Here is a 17,806-nt window from a genome sequence, read left to right as displayed (position 1 = left end):
GGTACGACCGCCCTCTCCTCCGTGCCTCGTCCGGTTACTCGGCGTCGAGGCCGGCCCGGCCCCGGTCCGTGGCCGAGGCGCGCAGCCGGGCGCTGATCCCCCGCTCGGCGCGGTCGTACGTCCGCGTGTCGCCGAGCAGGACGGACTGCGCGTTGGCCGCTTCCATGAGGGCGATCACCTCGAAGGCGAGCTGTTCCGCATCCAGGTCCGAGGCGAAGTCGCCGACGGCCTGAGCCTCCGTCAAAGACGTCTCCACATAGGCGTTCCAGTCGCGGCGGGACCGGGCGACGGCGTCATGGACCGGGCCCGTGCGGGCGTCGAACTCGGCCGAGACCGCGTAGAAGAAGCAGCCGCCGGCGAAGACCCGGTCCGAGGAGTACGTGAGCCAGTTCCGGCACAGCTCGCGCACGCGCCGGGCCCCCGGCGGCACGTCCTTCAGGGGCGTGACGACGTTCTCGGCGAAGACGGCGGCCGCGGCCCTGATGGTGGAGAGCTGGAGCTCCTCCTTCGAGCCGAAGAGGGCGAAGACGCCGCTCTTGCTCAGCTGGAGCTCGGTGGCGATCCGGCCCAGGGACAGGCCGTCGAGCCCTTCGACCGAGGCGATGTCCATGGTCCGGCCGAGCACGAGCCGACGGGTCTGGTTCCCGCGCTCGACGCGCCCGTCCGTCTTGGTCCCGGTGTCGCTCATGCCCCCCATCCTACTGAACGCACGACCGTGCGGAAACTTTCCCGACCGCTGACCGTCCCCGCCGACTGCCGCCCGCCACCCAGTCCCCCCTGTCCCGGACTATCCGGTCCGCTCGCCGGGGTCCCTGCGCTCTGCCGGGGCGAGCAGCAGCACCTCAAGGGCGCGGGCGCAGGCCCGCGCCTGCGCGAGGTACCAGTCGAGCCGGGCGTCGGTGATCAGCTCCGGTGTCGCCCGCACCGCGAGCGCGAAGCGCGCGTGCCCCGTCCGCTCCAGGACCGGCACGGCCACGGTCCGCACCCCATGGGCCGACTCCCCGTCGTTGAGGGCGTATCCCGCCTCCCGTACGCGCGCCAACTCGGCTGCGAGGGCGGGAGGTTCGACGATGGTCCGCTCGGTGAACGCGTACAGCGGCGGCAGGGAACGCGGGCCCGCCTCGCCCGCCCGGGGCCACGCGAGGAGGACCTTTCCGAGTGCCGTCGAGTGCAGCGGCCGCCGCAGCCCCACCTTTGGCGTCACCGAGCCGCCCGCGACGATCACCACATGGGGGCCGCTCCGCAGGGCCAAGTCGGCCGTGGCGCCGGTCCGTTCGGCGAGATCCGACAGCTCGGGCGCGGCGAGATGCAGTCCCCGCTGGTGGTACGAGAGCCGTCCCAGCTCCGTCATCGCCGGGCCGAGCCGGTAGCGGGCGGTCCGGGCGTCCTGCTCCAGGAATCCCGCGCCCAGCAGGGTCCGGGCGAGGCGGTGCGCGGTGGACGTGGAGAGTCCGAGCCGCCGCGCGAGGTCGGAGGCGCTCAGGTCGGGCCCGTTGTCATGGAAACAGTGCAGTACATCCAGTGCGCGGCGGACCGCCTGGGCGCCCGCCGGGGGTCGGGCGATGCCGGCCTCGGTCGTCATAGGGTTCGCTCCCCGTGGGTGATCGGGCTCCCACGCTCCCACATGGCGGGAGCCGAATCAGGGCCCGGGCGAGGTCGGAAACACGCCGTTCATACGCAATCCCACATGGTGGGAGGTGAGTTGTCGGCGACGGAGCTTCCGTGGCAGGGTTCCGGCCAAGCCACCACAGCGGCACCGAGCCGGAGGGAGCAGGGCGGGTCATGAACGCAGGACGTACCGATCGACGTACCGCACGTCGCACCGCGCGATGTGTGCCCACCGCCTCTCCCGCGCCGCTCGTCCTCACCCGGCGCCGCCACATCGACCTGGAGCGGGTCGCGGGGGCCGGCTGTCGCTGACGTGGCGCGGCGCTGACGCCCTCGGCCGAACCCTTGCCCGAGAGCGTTGGCGGGGGCGCGCCACGACGGCGTGACGGACGCGCCGGCATCGCCCGGTACGAGTTTCGGTCCCGTGCGGGTGTTCCGCCGCCGGCGAGAGCCGTTCCCACGTCAGGGTTCGCTCCTACACGAGAGCCGTTCCCACGTCAGGGTTCGCTCCCACACGAGATCCCTTCCCATGTGAGGGTCGCCCCCTCGCCGGGGCCCGCCTCCTCCGCACGAGTCGACTCCACCCGCGACCCCCTGTGCCGGGAGTCCTCCCGCGAGTCTGTCCGCCATCCCGCCGTGCTCATGCGGCGTGGCCGGCCTCCCCCCGTACCGCCCTTCACCCCTGCCCGGCCGCGCCCCCTGCGGTCTCGACGTCCCGCATGCCCGGTCGGCGCCCCCGCCGCCCTCCCCGCCGTCCCACCTCACCCCGGGAAGCCCCACCATGACGCCTGCCCGCGTGCCCGACACGCTCTGGTTCACCCGCTGCCCCGTGCCCACCGCCACCGGCGTCGCTGCCGATCGCGGCTGGCTGGAAAGGGAGTTCGCGCCCGACGGCATCTCCGTCCGCTCCCTCCAGGACGCCGAACCCGGTGCCGATCGCGCCACCCATTTCACCCACGCGCTGCCCGGCCTCTTCCGGGAGGGCGGCAACGTGCCCGCGCTGTGGGCCCGTTCACGCGGCGAGCGGACCCGGCTCGTCGGGCTCACCTGGATCGAGGAGCGCCAGGTGGTGCTCGTCGCTCCCGGCTCCCCGGTGCGGGGCGCCGCCGCCCTGCGCGGGCTGCGGCTCGCCCTGCCCCGGCACCCGGTCCCCATCGACTTCTGGCGGGCGATGGCCCTGCGCGGTTTCGAGGGCGCACTGGCCTCCGCCGGGTACGGGCTCGCCGACGCCCGCCTCGTCGACGTACCCGCCGACGGGCACCGGGGCCAGTGGGCCGCGGAACTGGACGCCCTGCGCCGGGGGGAGGTCGACGCCGTCTACGTGAAGGGCGCCCTCGCCGTCGAGGCGGCCCGCCGCGCCGGGGCCGAGGTGGCCGTGGAGCTCGACGCGCTCCCCGACCCCGCGCACCGCGTCAACAACGGCACCCCCCGTCCCCTCACCGTGCACCAGGACCTCCTGGACCAGCACCCCGAGCTCGTCGCCCGCTTCCTCGCCGTCCTGCTCCGCGCCGCCGACTGGGCCGCCGACGAGCCGGCCGAGGTCGCCCGGATCCTCGGCGCCGAGACCGGTGCGGGCGCCGAGGGGGTGGCGGGGGCCTACCGGCCCGGCACCCACCGCACCCTCCATCCGGACCTGTCCGACGCCCGCCTCGACCTGCTCGCCCGGCAGGAGGAGGCGCTGCGGGCCCACGGTTTCCTCTCCGAGGCCGTCGACGTACGCACCTGGGCCGACCCGGAGCCGCTGCGTCAGGCCCGCCGGCGGGCGGCAGCCGCCCCGGTGGGGACGTCGCCGCAGCCGGTTCCGTAACCGGCTGCCCGTCACCGCCGCCCTCGCCCACCCTCCTCATCCCGAAGGACGACCGCCATGCGCCCACTCGCCCCCCTCACCCCGCCCGTCACTCGCACCCCCCGCGTCGCTCTGGCGGTCCTGGCCGCCTTCTCCGTTCTCACCGCCTGCGGCGGCAGCCCCGCGGCCGACTCGGCCGTCGGTCAGAGCAACGGAAACGGGGCGAAGGGAGCGAAGGGCACGGTCACCATCCGCATCCCGGACCCCGGGAACGCCGGCGTCCTCGCCAAGGGCAAGAAGGACGGGAGCCTCGACAAGGCTCTCGCCGCGGTCGGTGCCAAGGTGGCATGGACCGGCAGCGCCGGCCCCTTCGCGCCCGCCGCCCAGGCGATGAACGCCGACCAGCTCGACATCGCGACCGGCTCGATCACCTCCGGCATCACCTCCCTCTCCCAGAGCCCCGGCTTCGCCTTCTTCACCGCCACGGCCCCCGACCCGGTCGGCGAGGGCATCCTCGTCCGTGCGGACTCGGACATCGACTCCGTCGAGGACCTCGTCGGCCGCAAGGTCGCCGTCAACAAGGGCGGCACCGGCGAGTACCTGCTCCTCAAGGCTCTCGCCAAGGCTGGAGTGCCCGCCGACAAGGTCGAGCGGGTCTATCTGCGCCCGGACCAGACCGCCGCCGTCTTCAACGCCGGCCAGGTCGACGCCTGGGCCGTCTGGTCCACCTACGCCGTCGCCGAGATCGGCGCGGACAAGGCCCGCTTCGTCGCCGACGGCACCGCTATCGAATCCGACAACTACAGCCTCAACGCCGTCCGTTCGGGCTTCGCCAAGGAGCACCCCGAGGTCGTCAAGGCGCTCTACGCCTACCTCCACGACAACAGCGCGAAGGAGAAGAAGGACCCGGCCGCCTACCTGAACGTCTTCACCGACGCCGGCCCCACCGCCGTCAACGGCAAGGCCAGGGAGGTCCAGATCTCCTTCAGCGGCAAGGGCGGCACCGTCGACCCGATCCGGCCCGCGGACATCAAGCGCTTCGAGACGGTCGCCCAGTTCTACGCCGACCAGAAGGTCACGCCGAACAAGGTCGACATCGCCGCCCACCTCATCGACATCGAGAAGCTGTCATGACGGCCCCGACCACCCACACCACGGCCGCCACCCACACCACGACCGCCACCAGCGCCACGGACGCCACCGACACCACGGCCGCCACCACCTCCACGCCCGCACCCCCGCCCCCGCACACGAAGGAGACGCCCGCGGACGCCGGCAGCACCGTCGGACTCGTCACCCCCCGGCCCCAGGTCCGCCGCTCCCGCTCCCGTACCTACTCCCTGACCGTACGCGCCCTCGGCCCGGTCGCCCTCCTCGCCCTCTGGTGGACCTCCTCCGCCACCGGCGTCCTCACCCCCGACGTGCTCGCCTCCCCCTCCCAGGTCATCGACGCCGTCGGAGAACTGTGGGGGAACGGGCAGCTGCCCGACGCGCTCGCCACCTCCCTCACCCGCTCGGGGATCGGCCTCGTCATCGGTCTCGCCGCCGGGCTCACCCTCGGCATCACCACCGGCTTCACCCGGCTGGGCGACGAGCTGCTCGACTCCTCGCTCCAGACCCTCCGCACGATCCCGTTCCTCTCCCTCGTCCCCCTCTTCATGGTCTGGTTCGGGATCAACGAGACCGCGAAGATCCTGCTGATCGCGGTCGCCACGACCTTCCCGATGTACGTGTCCACCAGCGGGGGCGTCCGCAACAGCGACCGCAAACTCGTCGAGGCCATGCACAGTTTCGGGCTCGGCAGGCTCGCGATCGTGCGCCAGGTCGTCCTCCCCGGTGCCCTGCCCTCGCTCCTCGCCGGACTGCGGCTCTCCATGACGCTCAGCGTCATCGCGCTCATCGCAGCCGAGGAGATCAACGCCACCGAGGGCATCGGCTATCTGATGTCCCAGGCCCAGAGCTACGCCCGCACCGACATCCTCGCCGTCTGCATCCTGGTCTACGGTCTGCTCGGCCTCACAGCCGACGTCCTCGTCCGCGGCCTGGAGCGGGTCCTCATGCCCTGGCGCACGGCCGGCCCCGGGGGAGGAGCCCGATGACCCCGTCCTCCACGCCTCCCGCCACGGCGGTACGGGTCCGAGGTCTGCGCCGCGTCTTCGGCAGCCGACCCGTCCTGGACGGTCTCGAACTCGACCTGCGGAGAGGTGAGTTCCTCGCCCTCCTCGGCGCGAGCGGCAGCGGGAAGACGACCCTGCTCCGTATCCTCGGCGCCCTCGACGGAGCCGACGAGGGAGAGGTGCTCGTCCCCGAGGCCCGCACGATCGTCTTCCAGGAGCCCCGGCTCATCCCGTCCAAGAAGGTCCTCGCGAACGTGACCGTCGGCCTCCCGCGCGGCGCCGCGACCCGGGCCACCGGACTGCGGGCGCTCGCCGAGGTCGGTCTCGAACGTCACGCGGACGCCTGGCCCGCCACCCTCTCCGGCGGCGAGGCGCAGCGCGTCGCGCTCGCCCGCGCCCTGGTCCGGGAGCCCGAACTCCTGCTCCTCGACGAACCGTTCGCCGCCCTCGACGCGCTGACCCGGCTCCGGATGCAGGACCTGGTCGGCGAGCTGCGCCGGATCCACCGCCCGGCCGTCCTCCTCGTGACCCACGACGTCGACGAGGCCGTACGACTCGCCGACCGGGTCGCCGTCCTGCGGGACGGCCGACTGGTCACCGACGAGCCCGTGACCGTCCCCCGCCCCCGCGACCCCGGCGACCCGGCCTTCGTGGCCCTGCGCCGCCGCCTCCTCGCCGACCTGGGCGTCCACGCGCCCGGGGAGACCTCCGCCTCCACCCCCGCTTCCGCCCCCGCCTCCACCCCAGAACCCGCGCCCGCCCCCGCAGCCTCCGAAGGAGTCTCCGCATGAGCGTCGTCATCGGTGTCCACCGCAGCAACCCCTCCCTCTACCACCTCTCCCGACTCGGCTACGCGGAGGAGGAACTCGCCACGCTCGGCGAGAGCGTGACCTGGCACCCGTACACCGACGGAGTCCGCACCGGTGCCCATCTCGCCGACGGCACCATCGACTTCGGCGGCACCGGCTCCACCCCGCCGGTCACCGCGCAGGCCGCCGGACACGACATCGTCTACACCGCCGTCTCGGCGCCCCGCCCCGACCACGGCGCGCTCCTCGTCCCCGAGGACAGCCCGGTCCGTACCGTCGCCGACCTGAAGGGCGGCACCGTCCACCTGGCCGTCGGCTCCTGGCAGACCCACCTCGTCGCCAAGGCGCTGGACGACGCGGGCCTCTCCTACGCCACCGACATCACCGCCGTACGCGCCGACGGAGGCAGCGAGGAGAAGCTCCGCACCGGCGCGATCACCGCCTGGGTGGCCCAGGGCGCCGAGCTCGCGGCCGCCCGCCGCACCGGCGGACTGCGCACCCTGATCCGTACCGGTGAGGTCATCACCGACCGGTCCGTCTTCTTCACCCGCCGCGACCTCGCCGAGCAGCGGCCCGAGGTGGTGGAGGCGCTCACCCGGGCGCTCAGGCGGGCCGACGACTGGGCCGCCGCGCACCCGCGCGAGGCCGCAGAGATCGCCGCCGCGGACCAGGGCGGCACGGTCGACGACTGGGAGACCGCGCTGCGCGCCCTGCCCTGGACGATCGAGGAGGTCGGAGCGGAGTTCGTCGCCGAGCAGCAGCGGGCGGCCGACATCTTCCACCGCACCGGGTTCATCGACCGCGCGATCAGCGTCGCCGACGCCCTGCCCCGGAAGGCCGGCTCCCGATGACCTCACCGGCACCCGAAGTCCTCTGGTACATCATCCCGCGCGAGGGCGCGTACCCCTGGGAGCCGGCGGGCCGCCGCCCCGTCGACCTCGGCTACCTCACGCAGCTCGCCGGAACCGTCGAACGCCTCGGCTACACCGGCGCGTTGCTGGCCACCGACCTCTACGACGTGTGGCCGCTGGGTTCGGCGCTCGCGGCCTCCACGAGCACCCGGTTCAAGCCGCTGCTCGCCGTCCACCCGGGGCTCATCGCACCGACGCTGCTCGCCAAGATGGCGCTGAGCTTCGACAACCTGTTCGGCGGGCGGCTCCGCTTCAACGTGGTCAACGGTTCCACCGCGTCGCTGCGCGAGTACGGGCTCCACGTCGAGCACGACGAGCGGTACGAACTGAGCGCCGAGTACTGGTCGATCGTCAAGCGGCTGACGGCCGGCGAGGTCTTCGACCACAAGGGCCGTTTCTACGACCTCAAGAACGCCGGTGCCTCCTTCCGCGACCTGCGGCCCGTCCAGGAGCCGCACGTCCCGCTCTGGTTCGGCGGATCCTCGGCGCCCGGGATCGAGATGGCCGCCGAGCACGTCGACGTCTACCTCACCTGGGGCGAGCCGCCGCACCTGCTGAAGGAGAAGCTCGACCACGTGCGGGCCCGGGCCGCCGCCCACGGCCGTACCCTCCGCATCGGCCTGCGCCTCCACCTCATCGTCCGCGACACCGAGGGCGAGGCCTGGGCGGCGGCGGACCGGCTCCTGGACGTCACCAGTGAGGCGACGTACGCGCGGCAGCTCGGCGAGCGGGCGGGCGAGGACGGCGTGGGCTGGCAGCGCCAGTTCCGCCAGCACGGCGGCAGGGTGCCGGCCAGGGCGCGCGAGCTGGAGACCCACCCGAACCTCTGGCCCGGTATGAGCCTGTTCCGGCCCGGTCCGGGCACGGCCGTCGTCGGTTCCGCGGCTCAGGTCGTGGAGCGGCTCAAGGAGTACCAGGACCTGGGCGTGGACACCTTCATCCTGTCCGGGAACCCGCTCCTGGAGGAGGCGTACCGGGTCGCCGAGACCGTTCTCCCCGCCCTGGGGGTCAGCCGCTGAGGTCCCACCCGGCCCATTCGGTGAACGGTTCGTCCTGGACGTGGATCCTGGCCGCACGGGCCACGACCCGGCGGCGCCCGAGGGGCGTGCCGTCGGGCCGGGTGAGGACGGCGGCGCCGGCCGGCTCGACGGCGGCGATGCCGCGAAGAGTTTCGGCGCGCCGCGTTGCAAACGGCCGCGAACGTCGCATTGATCGAACGTTGATGGCTCGTTTACGGCCCTCCGGCAGCGTGTACGCCATGCAGACCTACAGCACCGTACTGACCGCACCGGAGCCCGACATGACCTGGCAGGAGACCGCTCTGTGTGCTCAGGCCGGGCCGGAGTTCTTCTTCCCGGCGCCCGGCTCGTCCACCCGCGAGGCCAAGCAGCTGTGCGGCGCCTGCGAGGGTCGGGTGGCGTGCCTGGAGTACGCGCTGCGCAACGACGAGCGGTTCGGGGTGTGGGGCGGTCTCTCCGAGAAGGAGCGGTTCCGTCTCAAGCGCCGAGAGGGCTGAACGGGCGCGCGGACGCCTCGGCGCGGGGGTACGAGGGGTCTCGGGGCACGCAGCGAGACGAGCGGGTCAGGACGCGGTCGGAGCGAGACGGGCACGACGAGACGGGCGCGGCAGCTGATCACAGCCTGCCGCGCCCGTCTCGTGTCGTTCGTCGCTCAGCCGGCCGCGCGGGCGGCCACGCGGGCCTTGCGGGCGGCGAGCTTCTCGTCGAACTTGCTCGCCTCTGAGTCCAGGCCGTTCATGTACAGCCCCAGCTCCTCCTGCGCCTGCAGCCCCTCCGGGCCGAGGCCCTCGATCTGAAGCACCTTCAGGAAGCGGAGGACGGGCTGGAGCACGTCGTCGTGGTGGATGCGCATGTTGTAGATCTCGCCGATCGCCATCTGCGCCGCGGCCCGCTCGAAGCCGGGCATGCCGTGTCCGGGCATCCGGAAGTTGACCACGACGTCCCGCACGGCCTGCATGGTCAGGTCCGGGGCGAGCTCGAAGGCCGCGCCCAGCAGGTTGCGGTAGAAGACCATGTGCAGGTTCTCGTCGGTGGCGATCCGGGCCAGCATCCGGTCGCAGACCGGGTCGCCGGACTGGTGGCCGGTGTTGCGGTGCGAGATGCGGGTGGCGAGCTCCTGGAAGGCGACGTACGCCACGGAGTGCAGCATCGAGTGGCGGTTGTCGGACTCGAAGCCCTCGCTCATGTGCGCCATCCGGAACTGCTCCAGCTTGTCCGGGTCGACGGCGCGCGAGGCGAGCAGGTAGTCGCGCATCACGATGCCGTGCCGGCCCTCCTCGGCGGTCCAGCGGTGCACCCAGGTGCCCCAGGCGCCGTCGCGGCCGAAGAGGCTGGCGATCTCGTGGTGGTAGCTCGGGAGGTTGTCCTCGGTGAGCAGGTTGACGACGAGGGCGATCTTGCCGATGTCGGTGACCTTGGACTGCGCCGGGTCCCAGGCCTCTCCGTCCTCGAAGAAGCCGGGGAAGTTGCGGGCGTCGGACCACGGCACGTACTCGTGCGGCATCCAGTCCTTGGTGACCTTCAGGTGCCGGTTGAGTTCCTTCTCCACGACCTCTTCCAGCGCGTGGAGCAGACGCGCGTCGGTCCACCCTGTCGAGCTGCCGAGATGGGGAGAGGTGAGCGTCACGGGGACTCCTGGGGACGGAGAGAGGACATACGGGCATACCTACGAATCCGTAGGTTACGAGACCGTAGGTTAAGGCTCCGTAAGGCACCGGCCAAGCTCGCCCCAGCGATGTCCGGTTACGTTCCGTTATGTGCGCTGCTCGGCGGGGTGCCGGAGATGCAGGTCACGTCCTGGGTGCCCTCGGGCGACCCTCCGAAGAACTACGCAGAGCAGCCGTCCGGCGGCTCGGCGCAGTCGGCCGACGACCGAAGCGGATGGCTTTCCGGCACCAGATTCGCGGTTCGGGGCCCGAAGCGGATGGCTTTCCGGGGCGTGCCGTACGACCAGCATCCGGCCCACCATTCGCCCGGTGCGGCCGGGGAACGCCGCAGCCGCAGCCTGTGGCTGCCGGCCGCGGCGTCGACGCGCACGGAGACGACCGGGGGCTCGCCCCCGTCCTCACCCCGGGCGGCGGCACCACGTCCTGGGCGTCGCCCCTCCGCTGGACCCGGGCGTGATCCGGTCCTACCGGGGGCTCGCCACCGCTTCCCGTACCTCCTCCGCCGTCGTCGGCCGCAGCTCACCGTCGAGCAGCAGCCAACGGGTGATCCCCAGCGACTCCAGGAACGCCACGTCGTGGCTCGCCACGATCAGTGCCCCTTCGTACGCGTCGAGGGCCGCCGTCAGCTTCCGTACCGACGCCATGTCCAGGGCGTTCGTCGGTTCGTCCAGCATCAGCAGCTGGGGAGCCGGCTCCGCGAGGAGCAGCGCCGCGAGCGTCGCCCGGAACCGCTCCCCGCCCGACAGGGTGCCGACGGGCTGATCCGCCCGGGCTCCCCGGAACAGAAACCGTGCCAGCCGCGCCCTGATCGCGTTCCCCGTCGCCGTGGGCGCGAACCGGGCCACGTTCTCCACCACGCTCAGCCCGTCGTCGAGGACATCGAGCCGCTGCGGAAGGAAACGGAGCGGCACCCGTGCCTCCGTCTCGCCCGAAACCGGCTCGAGCTCCCCGGCGATCGTCCGCAGCAGCGTCGTCTTTCCTGCGCCGTTCCTGCCGACCAGCGCGATCCGCTCCGGACCGCGCAGCTCGAACTCGCCGGCCACCCGGGCCCCGTACCGCAGTTCCAGACTCCGCAGGAACAGCACCTCGCGGCCCGGTGGCACCGAGGTGCGCGGCAGTTCGACGCGGATCTCGTCGTCGTCCCGCACCGCCTCCACGGCGGCGTCGAGCCGCTCCCGGGCCTCCGAGAGGCGCTCGGTGTGCAGCGCCTTGTGCTTGCCGGCCGAGACCTGGGCCTCGCGCCTGCGGTTGTTCGCCACGATCTTCGGAACCACCTTGTTCTCGAAGCTCTTCTGCCCGTACCGCTTGCGGCGGGCCAACTTCATCTGAGAATCGGAGAGTTCGCGCTTCTGCCGCTGGACGTCCGCCTCGGCGACGCGGACCATCCGCTCCGCCGCGTCCTGTTCGGCGGCCAGCGCGGCCTCGTATTCGGAATAGGCGCCGCCGTACCAGGCGACGGCGCCGTCCCGCAGATCGGCGATCTGGTCGACGCGCTCCAGGAGTTCGCGGTCGTGGCTGACCACGACCAGGACTCCGGACCAGTTCTCCACCGCCTCGTACAACCGTGCGCGGGCGTGCAGATCCAGGTTGTTGGTCGGCTCGTCGAGGAGCAGCACATCGGGCCGGGCGAGCAGCAGTGCGGCGAGACGCAGCAGGACGGACTCGCCGCCCGACACCTCGCCGACGGTCCGGTCGAGACCGACGGCACCGAGCCCGAGCTGGTCGAGGGTGGCGCGGGCCCGCTCCTCGACGTCCCAGTCGTCGGCGAGGACGGTGAAGTGCTCCTCGGCGGGGTCGCCCGCCTCGATGGCGTGCAGGGCCGCCCGCTTCGCGTCGATGCCGAGGATCTCGTCCACGCGCCGGGAGGTGTCCAGCACCAGGTTCTGGGGGAGGTAGCCGAGCTCGCCGGTGACCCGGACCGTGCCGGAGGCCGGGGTCAGCTCGCCGGCGATCAGCTTCAGGAGCGTCGACTTTCCGGAGCCGTTGAGCCCGACGAGCCCGGTGCGGCCGGGACCGACCGTGAGCCGGAAGTCGTCGACGACCTCGGTGCCGTCGGGCCAGGAGAAGGAGAGCGAGGTACAGCTGATGAACGTGGGGTGATGCGCCATGGAGGCCTCCCGATGCGTGAGCGCAGACGTGATGTGATGCGACGCGTGGAGACACCGGGGCGCGGGCTGTCTGTCGTCAGAACGGCTCGTACGCCGAGGTCGAGAACGGCACACGCGGCACAGAGGGCCGGCGCGGCACGGTGTCTCGCAACCTCAGACGAGCAACGTCCTTCTCCGATCGGACGACGACGTGGACGTGATGAACGGTAGGCCGGAGAGCGGGAGAGGGGCAAACGAATTACGGGCAGACCCGGCGGTGACCGCTACGGGTGCTCGCGCAGCAGCTCCGTCAGATCCTGGTCCCAGTCCAGGTACTGGTGCTCGCGGCCGGCCGGCACCAGGTGCTGCGAGCGCTCCAGGAAACGGCGCAGTTCCGACGTCCGGACATGGACCATCGCCACGCCTTCCGGGGCGTGGAACTCGACCACCGTGCGGTCGTACCCGTACGGCCGGAGGCGTACGTCCCCGACGCCGGCCGGGCGCTCGACGCCCTGGACGAGCAGCTCACGCGCGAAGGCCCAGGAGACCTCGACACCCTCCAGGGTCGCCGGAGGAGGGAACGCCATGCTGACGGCGTACGGGTCCTCGCGGTCGTACCGCAGAGTGGCGGGGACGGTCTCCATCCGCGGAGCGGATGCGACCAGACGGGCCTGGACGGCCTGCTCGATGACGGCGGACACGACCGGCTCCTTTCGCGCGGACTTCGGATCCTGTGCGTCTCCCCGACACCAGGGCACCTGACACCTGACAAGACGAGCGGAGCGGCCGGAACGTGCACTCCGGATGTGCGTGAGCTGCGTCACGGATGCGTCAAGGGCCGGGCACGGCACCAAGCCGAACATATCGCCGCAGTTCAGAAGGGGTCAGCGTGCTTCGAGTGCGTCGTCGTCCGGCTCGGCGCAGGGGCCGGAGTGGTCGCAGTACGGCTGGTTTCCGGAGGCTCCGCAGCCGCAGAGCATCACCCGTGTCTCGTGCCGGCCGCCGTACGCGCCGCTCACGAGCAGGTCCCCGCGCATCACGAGCTGACCGGACGGCGTCCGGCGGACGGAGACGGGGGAGTCGGGGTGCTCGACGGAGCCGTCCGCCGGGTGGTACTGCAGCGCCCCGGAGGGGCACCGGCGGACGACCTCCGCCACCAGACCGGCCTCGGCGGCGTCGGGCAGCACCCACGGACGCCGGGAGAGATCGAAGACCTCGGGCAGCCCGTGCACGCACTCCGCCGCGTGCAGACACCGGCGCGGCTCGAACGTGACGGTGATGCCCTCGCCCTCGTACTCCTTGAGCTTCGGCTTCTCGTCGGGCGCTCGCTCGCTCGTACGGTCGGTCATGCCACCCAGCCTAGGAACGCCCCGCGAGGGACGCACCCTGGACGGGGCGGGGCCGGGGGCACTAGTTTCCGGCGCCATGACGTCCATGGGGAACACGAGACGAATGATGTCGGTGGGACTGATCGGGGCGGCGCTCGCGCTGACCCTGGCCGCGCCCGCGCGAGCCGGGGAGACCCCCACGGCGGCGACCGACACGAACACGGCGAGCTGGCAGCTGACGCCGACCGGTACCGACGCCCGGTTCCGCGGGCTCGCGCCCGTCGACCGCAGGACCGCCTGGGCCGCGGGCTCCCGGGGCACGGTGCTGCGGACCACCGACGGCGGCCGGAGCTGGCGAAACGTCTCGCCGCCGGGCGCGGGCGAGCTGGAGTTCCGTGACGTGGAGGCGTTCGACGCCCGCAGGGCCGTCGTCCTCGCCATCGGGGAGGGCGAGGCCTCACGCGTGCTGCGCACCGAGGACGGCGGCGCCACCTGGACCGAGTCCTTCCGCAACACCGATCCGCGGGCCTTCTACGACTGCATGACCTTCTTCGACCGCCGGCACGGACTCGCCATGAGCGACCCGGTCGACGGCAGGTACCGCATCCTCTCCACCCGCGACGGCGGCCGGTCCTGGCAGGTGCTGCCGAACACCGGGATGCCGGACGCGCTCCCCGGAGAGGCGGGCTTCGCCGCGAGCGGCCAGTGCCTGGTGTCGGCAGGGCCGCGGGACGTGTGGCTGGCGACGGGCGGCGGCGCCACCGCGCGCGTGCTCCACTCCGCCGACCGGGGGCTGACCTGGACCGCCACCGTCACACCGATCCCGGCGGGCGACCCGGCCCGTGGTGTCTTCGGCCTCGCCTTCCGCGACCGCGCGCACGGCATCGCCGTCGGCGGCGACTACCGAAAGGACCAGCCGTCCCCGCAGGCCGGGGCGGTCACCGGGAACGGGGGCCGCAGCTGGCGGGCCTCGTCCACGCCGCCGCCCGCGTACCGCTCCGGCGTCGCCTGGCTCCCGCACAGCAGGAACGCGGCGCTCGCCGTCGGCCCGACCGGCACGGACCTCACCACCGACGGGGGCCGCACCTGGCGCACGGTCGACACCGGCTCGTACGACACGGTGGACTGCACGCCGGACGGCTCCTGCTGGGCGGCGGGCGAGAAGGGCAGGATCGCCCGCCTCGGCCGGCACTGACGGGAAGGACGTCGGGAGGGGCCGCCAGGAGGGACCATCAGGGCCGTCAGGAGGGGCCGTCAGGACTGGCCGAGGCAGGGCTGTCAGGCGGGGCCGTCATGAGCGGCCCAGGCCGGGCCGTCAGGAGGGAAGCTGCTCCCGGAACGCGGCGAGCTCCTCGGCGGTCCTGGTCGCGTAGAACTCCGTGATCCGGTACGCGCAGACGCCCTCGACGCTGAACGGGTCGGCCGCCACGATCTTCTCGATCTCCGCGCGGTCGACCCCGGCGGCCAGGATCACGCCGCCGTCGCGCGGGTTCTTGCGCCCCGAGGCGACGATGACGCCGGCGGCGTACTGCGCGTCGAGCCACTCGACATGCGCGTCGAGCAGCGCGTCCACGCGCTCGACCGGCGCGGTGTAGGTCAATTCCAGAACGAACATGATCGCCAGGCTACCGGGCGAGGCCCGGACCGCGGCGGGCCGTCCCAGCCCCCGGACCACGCCTTTCCCGGGGCATGGGGCTGGGAGCCCGTCGGCGGGCGCCCATAGGGTGGCCCGCATCATGACGATCATCGAGATTCCGGCGGGCTGGCCCGCCGACGAGCCCGCCGCCCGGACCGTCCAGCAGGAGCTGCGCGGACGCCTCGTACGCGACGAGGAGGGGCCTGCGGTCGGCGAAGGGCATGTCACGGGGCTCGACGTGGCCTACGACGACGAGCGCGATCTCGTCGCCGCCGCGGCCGTCGTCCTGGACGCGCGGACCCTGCGGGTGGTGGAGGAGGCCACGGCGGTCGGCCGGGTCTCGTTCCCGTACGTCCCCGGGCTGCTCGCCTTCCGGGAGATCCCCACGGTCCTCGCCGCGCTCGACCGCCTGGCAGCCGACCCGGGCCTGCTCGTGTGCGACGGCTACGGCCTCGCCCACCCCCGGCGCTTCGGCCTCGCCAGCCATCTCGGGGTGCTCACGGGCCGGCCGTCCATCGGCGTCGCGAAGAACCCCTTCACCTTCACGTACGAGCAACCCGGCCCGGACCGCGGCGACTTCGCCCCGCTCCTGGCGGCCGGCGAGGAGGTCGGACGCGCGCTGCGCACCCGGGCCAGGGTGAAACCGGTCTTCGTCTCCGCCGGCCACCGGGTCTCGCTGGCCAACGCCTGCGCCCACACGCTGCACCTCACCCCCCGCTACCGCATCCCCGAGACGACCCGCCACGCGGACTCGCTGTGCCGCAGCGCCTTGAGGGAGGCCCTGGGAGAGGCCTGATGCCCCCGGAGCGGGCCGGATCCGTGTCACCGGCGCCCCGGAGAAGGGGGCGGTGCGAAGGGCCAAGCCCGGTACCGGGCCGAACATCCCGAGTACGTCGAACGGCAAGCTGAGTACCTGTACGGATACCGGGTGGTGCGGGGCACCGGCAGAGTGGGGCGCATGACAACACCCCTTTCCGTTTCGTCGCGTTCCGCGGGGCGCGGCCCGAACCTGATCCTGTGCGGGGCCGTTCCGGTCGCCCCCGCCGGGGTCCGCGCCATCCTGTACGTTCCCGCCGACCAGGCCTCGGTGTGATCGGGCGTCTGCGGTGCCTCGTTCTCGACTGCCCCGACGCCCGGGAACTCGCCGAGTTCTACCGGCGGTTGATCGGAGGCGAGGTGGTCGCCCCCGAGGCCAGGTGGGCCGTCGGCGAGGGTTCCGCCGTGTTGCGTGGTGACGGCGGTCCCGTCCTCGCCTTCCAGAGTGTGGCCGACCACCGGCCGCCCGTCTGGGGTGCGCCCGAGCAGCAGTTCCACCTCGACGTGCGGGTCGACGACCTCGACGCCGCACACGAGGGCGTCCTCGCGCTCGGGGCCGAACCGCTCGACGACGGCGGTGGCGACGCGGCCTGGCGGGTCTACGCCGACCCCGCCGGTCACCCCTTCCGTCTCGTGCGGCCCTGACCCCTCCCGCACCGCCGTTCCGCGCCGATCAGCCCCGGTGTGCCACCCGGAAACGGATGCCCGCCGCCCGCAGCCGGTCGATGAGCGCGTCGCCCATCGCCACCGCCGTCGTCACCTGGCCCGACGTCTTCGGCAGCGGGTCGAAGGCGAGGCTGAGCGCCGATTCGGCGAGCATCTTCGCCGTCTCGTCGTACCCCGGGTCACCGCCCGAGACCTCGGTGAACACCCGGCGTCCGCCGCCCTCGCCGACGAAGCGGACCGAGAACCAGCTGCGGGCCCGCCGCTCGGCGGACGGGCCCTGGCCCGCCTGGTAACGCTGCATCAGCCAGGCGCGGACCGGAGGCAGTTGGGCCGCCGTCACGCCCACTCCGATGGCCGCGGTGCCCCCGAGGGCCATCGGGAGCGTCTTCACGGAGGCGTAGTGCCGGTAGCGGAAGTCCGGCCCGTACCGGTCGATGGCCGCCGCCGACCGGGCCACGACCTGCGGGTCGAGCGTCGGCAGCGGCAGCGCCCAGGTCCCGGTCTCCCGGCTGAACCGCGGCCCGCCCAGCGGTGCACGGGCCCGGCGTCCGACCAGCCGCGGTTCGTGCAGCCGCCGTTCGTGCGCCGCCCGCAGAATCTCCCGGCCCCGGCCGAACGCGGTCAGCGCGGACGCGAAGGTGCCACCGGAGAACTGCGCCCCGGCCCGGACGAAGCCGTCCACCCGGAGCGGTACGTCCTCCGGGAGCTGCTGGACGGTGAAGTAGACGCCCAGGTCGTGCGGGACGGAGTCGAAGCCGCAGGCGTGCACGATGCGGGCGCCGGTCTCCCGGGCGCGCGCGTCGTGCCGTACGTACGTCAGGTCGACGAACTCGGCCTCGCCGGTCAGGTCCACATAGTCCGTTCCCGCCTCGGCGCACGCGCCGACGAGACCGTCGCCGTACCAGACGTAGGGGCCGACCGTGGTGGCCACCACCCGGGCGGACTCGGCGAGTTCACGCAGCGAATCGGGATCGGCGGCGTCCGCGACGACCAGCGGAAGCCCGGCGCAGTGCGGCCACCGGGCGGCGAGCCGCTCGCGCAGCGCCGTGAGCCCCGCCCGGTTGCGCCCGGCGAGCGCCCAGCGGCACTCCGCGGGCGCGTGCGCGGCCAGATACTCGGCGGTGAGTTCGCCGACGAATCCGGTCGCCCCGAAGAGGGCCACGTCGTAGGCCCTGGCCGCCTCGGCTCCCGCCGCCGGCCGCGCCGCGACCTCGTGCCGCGCCCCGGCATCCCGTCCCGCGTCCGCCCCTGTGTCCATACAGCCCCTCATTTCGGCCGTGCCGCGCCGCCGTGCGCGGTGCTCGTCGTCGGCGGAGGATAGCGGGTCCCGCACCGCACCCCGCCGCCGCCCTACTC

21 protein-coding genes are annotated in these 17,806 nt (G+C 73.0%); 12 read left to right on the top strand and 9 right to left on the bottom strand.

The genetic code is table 11. The features are described 5' to 3' along the window. Positions 1–34: 34 nt before the first annotated feature. Positions 35–688: a TetR/AcrR family transcriptional regulator gene (locus ACIP84_RS06455; RefSeq protein ID WP_401795174.1), complete on the bottom strand. Its 654-nt coding sequence runs from the start codon at positions 686–688 to the stop codon at positions 35–37. Positions 689–787: 99 nt separating this feature from the next. Continuing rightward, entirely contained in the window at positions 788–1,582 is a 795-nt protein-coding gene (locus ACIP84_RS06450) for an IclR family transcriptional regulator (protein WP_229313543.1), read from the bottom strand. A gap of 200 nt (positions 1,583–1,782) precedes the next feature. On the opposite strand from ACIP84_RS06450, the gene ACIP84_RS06445 reads away from it, so the two are divergent. From ACIP84_RS06445 to ACIP84_RS06415, 7 genes are all read left to right on the top strand, one after another. Beyond that, complete coding sequence (locus ACIP84_RS06445; protein WP_401795170.1) at positions 1,783–1,920, top strand: putative leader peptide; 138 nt, start codon at positions 1,783–1,785, stop codon at positions 1,918–1,920. Positions 1,921–2,389: 469 nt separating this feature from the next. Then, entirely contained in the window at positions 2,390–3,415 is a 1,026-nt protein-coding gene (locus tag ACIP84_RS06440; RefSeq protein ID WP_401795167.1) for an ABC transporter substrate-binding protein, read from the top strand. A gap of 57 nt (positions 3,416–3,472) precedes the next feature. After that, positions 3,473–4,528 carry an ABC transporter substrate-binding protein gene (locus ACIP84_RS06435; protein ID WP_401795165.1) on the top strand — a complete coding sequence of 352 codons (1,056 nt, stop codon included), beginning with the start codon at positions 3,473–3,475 and terminating at the stop codon, positions 4,526–4,528. Then, positions 4,525–5,493 (top strand): ABC transporter permease, encoded by a 969-nt coding sequence (locus ACIP84_RS06430; RefSeq protein ID WP_401795163.1) that lies wholly within the window; start codon positions 4,525–4,527, stop codon positions 5,491–5,493. Before ACIP84_RS06435 ends, ACIP84_RS06430 begins: the two co-directional genes overlap by 4 nt. Then, on the top strand, positions 5,490–6,302 hold the full coding sequence (locus ACIP84_RS06425) for an ABC transporter ATP-binding protein (RefSeq protein ID WP_401795161.1): 813 nt from the start codon (positions 5,490–5,492) through the stop codon (positions 6,300–6,302). Before ACIP84_RS06430 ends, ACIP84_RS06425 begins: the two co-directional genes overlap by 4 nt. Then, entirely contained in the window at positions 6,299–7,171 is an 873-nt protein-coding gene (locus tag ACIP84_RS06420; protein ID WP_401795159.1) for an ABC transporter substrate-binding protein, read from the top strand. The genes ACIP84_RS06425 and ACIP84_RS06420 overlap by 4 nt, the downstream gene beginning before the upstream one ends. Continuing rightward, positions 7,168–8,250, top strand: a complete 1,083-nt coding sequence (locus ACIP84_RS06415; protein ID WP_401795157.1) for an LLM class flavin-dependent oxidoreductase — start codon at positions 7,168–7,170, stop codon at positions 8,248–8,250. The genes ACIP84_RS06420 and ACIP84_RS06415 overlap by 4 nt, the downstream gene beginning before the upstream one ends. Here ACIP84_RS06415 and ACIP84_RS06410 read toward each other — a convergent pair. After that, positions 8,240–8,491, bottom strand: a complete 252-nt coding sequence (locus ACIP84_RS06410; RefSeq protein WP_355958951.1) for a hypothetical protein — start codon at positions 8,489–8,491, stop codon at positions 8,240–8,242. The two genes, ACIP84_RS06415 and ACIP84_RS06410, sit on opposite strands and share 11 nt — an antisense overlap. Between ACIP84_RS06410 and ACIP84_RS06405 the strand changes: the two genes are divergently transcribed. Beyond that, the gene (locus ACIP84_RS06405; RefSeq protein ID WP_355958952.1) at positions 8,490–8,747 is read left to right on the top strand and encodes a WhiB family transcriptional regulator; all 258 of its coding nucleotides are present in this window, start codon (positions 8,490–8,492) and stop codon (positions 8,745–8,747) included. The two genes, ACIP84_RS06410 and ACIP84_RS06405, sit on opposite strands and share 2 nt — an antisense overlap. A gap of 155 nt (positions 8,748–8,902) precedes the next feature. On the opposite strand, the gene ACIP84_RS06400 is transcribed toward ACIP84_RS06405, so the two are convergent. The 4 genes from ACIP84_RS06400 to ACIP84_RS06385 form a co-directional block, all read right to left on the bottom strand. Beyond that, positions 8,903–9,877, bottom strand: a complete 975-nt coding sequence (locus tag ACIP84_RS06400) for an acyl-ACP desaturase (protein ID WP_355958954.1) — start codon at positions 9,875–9,877, stop codon at positions 8,903–8,905. Positions 9,878–10,381: 504 nt separating this feature from the next. Continuing rightward, positions 10,382–12,025: an ABC-F family ATP-binding cassette domain-containing protein gene (locus ACIP84_RS06395; RefSeq protein ID WP_401795152.1), complete on the bottom strand. Its 1,644-nt coding sequence runs from the start codon at positions 12,023–12,025 to the stop codon at positions 10,382–10,384. A 263-nt stretch (positions 12,026–12,288) separates the two neighbouring features. Next, positions 12,289–12,705, bottom strand: a complete 417-nt coding sequence (locus tag ACIP84_RS06390; RefSeq protein WP_319313509.1) for an SsgA family sporulation/cell division regulator — start codon at positions 12,703–12,705, stop codon at positions 12,289–12,291. Positions 12,706–12,888: 183 nt separating this feature from the next. After that, positions 12,889–13,353: a (4Fe-4S)-binding protein gene (locus ACIP84_RS06385; RefSeq protein WP_401795149.1), complete on the bottom strand. Its 465-nt coding sequence runs from the start codon at positions 13,351–13,353 to the stop codon at positions 12,889–12,891. 76 nt (positions 13,354–13,429) lie between these two features. Between ACIP84_RS06385 and ACIP84_RS06380 the strand changes: the two genes are divergently transcribed. Beyond that, positions 13,430–14,527 (top strand): WD40/YVTN/BNR-like repeat-containing protein, encoded by a 1,098-nt coding sequence (locus ACIP84_RS06380; protein ID WP_401795146.1) that lies wholly within the window; start codon positions 13,430–13,432, stop codon positions 14,525–14,527. A 120-nt stretch (positions 14,528–14,647) separates the two neighbouring features. Here the strand turns inward: ACIP84_RS06380 and ACIP84_RS06375 are convergent, their stop codons facing one another. Then, entirely contained in the window at positions 14,648–14,947 is a 300-nt protein-coding gene (locus ACIP84_RS06375; protein ID WP_401795143.1) for a YciI family protein, read from the bottom strand. A 121-nt stretch (positions 14,948–15,068) separates the two neighbouring features. On the opposite strand from ACIP84_RS06375, the gene ACIP84_RS06370 reads away from it, so the two are divergent. The 3 genes from ACIP84_RS06370 to ACIP84_RS06360 all read left to right on the top strand — a co-directional run bounded on the left by ACIP84_RS06370 (position 15,069) and on the right by ACIP84_RS06360 (position 16,429). After that, positions 15,069–15,764 carry an endonuclease V gene (locus ACIP84_RS06370; protein ID WP_401795141.1) on the top strand — a complete coding sequence of 232 codons (696 nt, stop codon included), beginning with the start codon at positions 15,069–15,071 and terminating at the stop codon, positions 15,762–15,764. 162 nt (positions 15,765–15,926) lie between these two features. Then, complete coding sequence (locus tag ACIP84_RS06365) at positions 15,927–16,061, top strand: hypothetical protein (protein ID WP_401795138.1); 135 nt, start codon at positions 15,927–15,929, stop codon at positions 16,059–16,061. After that, on the top strand, positions 16,058–16,429 hold the full coding sequence (locus ACIP84_RS06360) for a VOC family protein (RefSeq protein ID WP_355958965.1): 372 nt from the start codon (positions 16,058–16,060) through the stop codon (positions 16,427–16,429). Before ACIP84_RS06365 ends, ACIP84_RS06360 begins: the two co-directional genes overlap by 4 nt. 28 nt (positions 16,430–16,457) lie before the next feature. Here the strand turns inward: ACIP84_RS06360 and ACIP84_RS06355 are convergent, their stop codons facing one another. Further along, a complete protein-coding gene (locus ACIP84_RS06355) occupies positions 16,458–17,708 on the bottom strand; it encodes a saccharopine dehydrogenase family protein (RefSeq protein WP_401795135.1) in 1,251 nt (416 codons plus the stop codon). Between the last annotated feature and the right edge of the window lie 98 nt (positions 17,709–17,806).

It is taken from the genome of Streptomyces sp. NPDC088707 (genome assembly GCF_044752725.1).
Classification (GTDB): Bacteria; Actinomycetota; Actinomycetes; order Streptomycetales; family Streptomycetaceae; genus Streptomyces.
Note: the sequence above shows the minus strand (reverse complement) of the source record. Positions and strands in the feature narration are given on the sequence as shown.

Coding starts and splice junctions, on each gene's coding strand:
- ACIP84_RS06385 (WP_401795149.1), bottom strand. CDS start 13,353: ATGACCGACCGTACGAGCGAGCGAGCGCCCGACGAGAAGCCGAAGCTC.
- ACIP84_RS06410 (WP_355958951.1), bottom strand. CDS start 8,491: ATGGCGTACACGCTGCCGGAGGGCCGTAAACGAGCCATCAACGTTCGA.
- ACIP84_RS06415 (WP_401795157.1), top strand. CDS start 7,168: ATGACCTCACCGGCACCCGAAGTCCTCTGGTACATCATCCCGCGCGAG.
- ACIP84_RS06420 (WP_401795159.1), top strand. CDS start 6,299: ATGAGCGTCGTCATCGGTGTCCACCGCAGCAACCCCTCCCTCTACCAC.
- ACIP84_RS06455 (WP_401795174.1), bottom strand. CDS start 688: ATGAGCGACACCGGGACCAAGACGGACGGGCGCGTCGAGCGCGGGAAC.
- ACIP84_RS06440 (WP_401795167.1), top strand. CDS start 2,390: ATGACGCCTGCCCGCGTGCCCGACACGCTCTGGTTCACCCGCTGCCCC.
- ACIP84_RS06365 (WP_401795138.1), top strand. CDS start 15,927: ATGACAACACCCCTTTCCGTTTCGTCGCGTTCCGCGGGGCGCGGCCCG.
- ACIP84_RS06430 (WP_401795163.1), top strand. CDS start 4,525: ATGACGGCCCCGACCACCCACACCACGGCCGCCACCCACACCACGACC.
- ACIP84_RS06375 (WP_401795143.1), bottom strand. CDS start 14,947: ATGTTCGTTCTGGAATTGACCTACACCGCGCCGGTCGAGCGCGTGGAC.
- ACIP84_RS06370 (WP_401795141.1), top strand. CDS start 15,069: ATGACGATCATCGAGATTCCGGCGGGCTGGCCCGCCGACGAGCCCGCC.
- ACIP84_RS06425 (WP_401795161.1), top strand. CDS start 5,490: ATGACCCCGTCCTCCACGCCTCCCGCCACGGCGGTACGGGTCCGAGGT.
- ACIP84_RS06445 (WP_401795170.1), top strand. CDS start 1,783: ATGAACGCAGGACGTACCGATCGACGTACCGCACGTCGCACCGCGCGA.
- ACIP84_RS06395 (WP_401795152.1), bottom strand. CDS start 12,025: ATGGCGCATCACCCCACGTTCATCAGCTGTACCTCGCTCTCCTTCTCC.
- ACIP84_RS06405 (WP_355958952.1), top strand. CDS start 8,490: ATGCAGACCTACAGCACCGTACTGACCGCACCGGAGCCCGACATGACC.
- ACIP84_RS06380 (WP_401795146.1), top strand. CDS start 13,430: ATGACGTCCATGGGGAACACGAGACGAATGATGTCGGTGGGACTGATC.
- ACIP84_RS06355 (WP_401795135.1), bottom strand. CDS start 17,708: ATGGACACAGGGGCGGACGCGGGACGGGATGCCGGGGCGCGGCACGAG.
- ACIP84_RS06435 (WP_401795165.1), top strand. CDS start 3,473: ATGCGCCCACTCGCCCCCCTCACCCCGCCCGTCACTCGCACCCCCCGC.
- ACIP84_RS06450 (WP_229313543.1), bottom strand. CDS start 1,582: ATGACGACCGAGGCCGGCATCGCCCGACCCCCGGCGGGCGCCCAGGCG.